The sequence below is a fragment of the Streptomyces sp. NPDC050842 genome (genome assembly GCF_044456565.1).
In the GTDB taxonomy this organism is placed as follows: Bacteria; Actinomycetota; Actinomycetes; order Streptomycetales; family Streptomycetaceae; genus Streptomyces.
On record NZ_JBITGA010000029.1, the window covers coordinates 1 to 3,124 of the forward strand.

Below are 3,124 nucleotides of genomic sequence, written 5' to 3' on the forward strand. Positions count from 1 at the left end.
GCCTACTCATCGCGCGGAAACCGCCGCTACCTGCGAAAACGCAACATCACAGCAGTCGTCCCGGAGAAGAAGGACCAGGCCGCGAACCGCAAGAAGAAGGGCGTGCCGTCGCAAGGCTTCCTGCACGCGGCGCTCTTCCTCGAGCGCGGTCATCATGCCGCTCCTTCTGTGGCCGCCCACTCCAGCCCGAGAGCAGCGAGCGCCTGAAGCTTGTCGGCGGTGAGCTTCCCGCGCCTGCTCTTGCTGTTGCTCAGAAACACTCCGAGTCGGACTTCGCTGCCGTCCTCGAGCCGTTCTACGTGCCCCCTGGGGACCCTCAGGTGCTCTTCCCGGGCCTTGTACTGCGCCAGGGCCGCAACACCCCGCTCGAAGGCGCTCACGGGTGCCGTGGAAGGCTTCGCGGGCGCGTCCGGCTCCGGCGCATGCGGGAAGACGCCGATGGCCTCCAGGCGCTCGCGTTGCCCGTCGGTCAGGGCCGCCCACACCTCCGGCTTCCGCTGCTTGGCCAGCCATTTCCCGATGTCCATGCCGTGTACGGTGACGCCTGGTTCGACGTAGGCGAGGATGGTTTCCTCGGCGAGCATCTCCCGCACCACGGCGTAGTGCCGTTGCCATTCGGCCGGCCACACCGGGTTCCAGTCCCCGTCCACGGCCTGAAGCGCCGTCCTCCACTCAGGATGCCCGTCCAGCGCACCAGGCCGCCGGAGATTCGACAGCCACTGCCCCACCGGCCGGTCCAACATCGTCGCCGACCGGGGAGCGCACAGCGTCCAGTGCTCCTCGTAGTACGCCTTGGCGGCCTGAAGGTTCTCCTGGAACCGCTCATCCGCCAGCGACCAGACCATGCCCAACTTCTCCAGCCGCCCGGTGCGCGAGCCGCTCATCTGCCCCGCCCCGTACGCCCGTCGCTGCTCCGCGACCCACTGCCCCAGCGGGTACGCCCCCTCCTTGTGCCCGTACGGAACCCTGGCATGCGCCTCACGCTCAGTGAACTTCTTGAGCGACACCCAGCCACGCGCCCAGTCCTGCTTCTCCGTGTCGATCACGTTGAACGACACCCACTCCGCGACCATCACCGGGTCACGCGGAGCAGCAAAACGCAGCAGCAGACGGGATTCATCCTCGCCTTCCCCGGGCGGCGGACCGATGTACGCGGACGGCTGCGCCACGTCCTTCTGAGGCTCCTGCGGAATCGCCAGCAATTCCACGGCCTCTTCATCGTGAGCCCGCAACCCCTCAAGAACCTTCACCAAAGGCCGATACGAACCCGACGTGAACATATCCTCCGGCTTTTCCCCGGACTGAAGAAAAACCGGCACGATCAAAGACGCAAGCTTTCCCTCTCCCGGCTTCTGACGCAAAGCGCGGCCGATGGCCTGCACGATGTCATGCGGCGCGCCCTTCGGGTCCAACAGGGCCACGCTGTCCACGGCCCGGATGTCGACGCCCTCACCCAGGACACGACAGTTCGAGAGCACGGCCCGCCGCGCCGTGGTCCCGAACCCGGCGAGCACTTCCCGTCGGCGCTCCGGGACATGCTCACCACACAGCCAGTCCGCCCAGATCCGCTTCGGGTACGTCTCGAGCCGGTCCGCGTGCAGCTTCGCCGCGACGCGCTCCAAACCCTCCGCGTACGCCTGCGCCTCCATCGTCCGATGATGAAACGTGATGCACGTCGACAGACCGTGCTGCGCCATCGCGTGCAGCAACGCGGCCTGAAGGGCTCCGAGACGCTCCCCGCGCACCTTCTCGCTGTGCCGCCCCTCGCCCATCAGCCGCTCCGGGGTGACGACCGGGTCCTGGAGCTCCAGGACGATGATCTGGTACCGCGCCAGCAGCCCACGCGACACGGCCGACGCGAGCGAGAGCTTGTAGAGGACCGGCCCGAAGACCTTCTCGTCGTCCATGGAGGCCGCCATCTCGCGCGGCAGCGGGTCCCGCACCCCCTCGGCGACCTCGCGGTTCAGCCGCTCCTCCCAGATCCGCGGCGTCGCCGTCAGATATAGCCGGCGGTGCGACGGAATGACCCCCTGGTCATGGACATCCGCCCACGCCTTACCCATCGATCCGGACGTCCTGTGCGCCTCATCCACCACCGTCAGGTCCATCGGATCCAACTGCTGCCCGTAGACACCCTCGAAAGCCTCCGCCAGGACCCCCAGCGAGGCGTACGTCCCGAAGACGACCACAGGCCCGGAGCCATGCCACAGAGCCAGCTGCACAGGATTCGTCGTGGAGCGCACCTTGAGGCTCCACAGCTCCGGGTCATCGGTGAGGCTGCACACCGCAACCGCCGGCCCCGCATGCCCGGCCCCGCGCCACGCCTGCACGGTCTGGGTCAGAAGATCCAGCGTCGGCACCAGGACGAGAATGCGCCCCTTGGGCACGAGCCGCCTCGCCGACGCCGCCGCAATGATGGTCTTCCCCGTCCCGCACGCGGCGTGTACCTGCCCACGCAGGCCATTCCAAGGAATACCACCCGGCGGAACATCGAGACCGCGCACAATGGCAGAAACAGCCTCGATCTGATGGGCACGCAGTTTCATGGCCATTTCCATGTTCTCCTTTTGCGGAATACGGCGCGGCGTAATCAGAAAGAAAGTCCGGTGCGGCGAGTGGTGGGACGGGGTAGTGGTGTCTGATCCCAGACTCTACACAGGTAAGACCCATGATGCATCACTCCCGCGGCAGGTTCGACCTGGAGACTGACATTTGACTGATTCGCCCTCGCACTCATGGTTCATTCGGCGTACTGACGGCCATGGGTAAACGTGAGTGGCTGGTTTCGAGGGTGGGGGAGGGGTGGTTCGGGTGGAGCGCAGCGGAGCCCGTCACTACGGTGGGGCCGACACTCCGTCAGGTCGATGGTCCGTCATCCTCGTTGCGGGAATAGTGAGTATTCCCAGACCCTACACAGGCCCGCACGCGATGCACCCTCCCCTTTCAGCCAGCCCGGGCGATCGCGCTTGCGCGGTCGCCTGTAATTCGCGCTTGCGCGAATTACATTCCCTTTCTGAATTCCGTTTACGGAATTCTATTCCGGCGCTTGCGCCGGAATTCAAATTGCGCTTGCGCAATTTGCACTCTATGCCCCGGCTTGCCGGGGCATATCCCGCTCCGCGGG

1 protein-coding gene and 1 pseudogene are annotated in these 3,124 nt (G+C 66.1%); one reads left to right on the plus strand and one right to left on the minus strand.

Annotated features, from left to right (window positions below):
- Positions 1–102 (plus strand): annotated as a pseudogene (locus ACIBG6_RS39390) (IS5/IS1182 family transposase); the annotation flags it as partial.
- A gap of 50 nt (positions 103–152) precedes the next feature.
- On the opposite strand, the gene ACIBG6_RS39395 reads toward ACIBG6_RS39390, so the two are convergent.
- On the minus strand, positions 153–2,552 hold the full coding sequence (locus ACIBG6_RS39395) for a Helicase associated domain protein (protein ID WP_399227585.1): 2,400 nt from the start codon (positions 2,550–2,552) through the stop codon (positions 153–155).
- Positions 2,553–3,124: the final 572 nt, after the last annotated feature.

Coding starts and splice junctions, on each gene's coding strand:
- ACIBG6_RS39395 (WP_399227585.1), bottom strand. CDS start 2,552: ATGGCCATGAAACTGCGTGCCCATCAGATCGAGGCTGTTTCTGCCATT.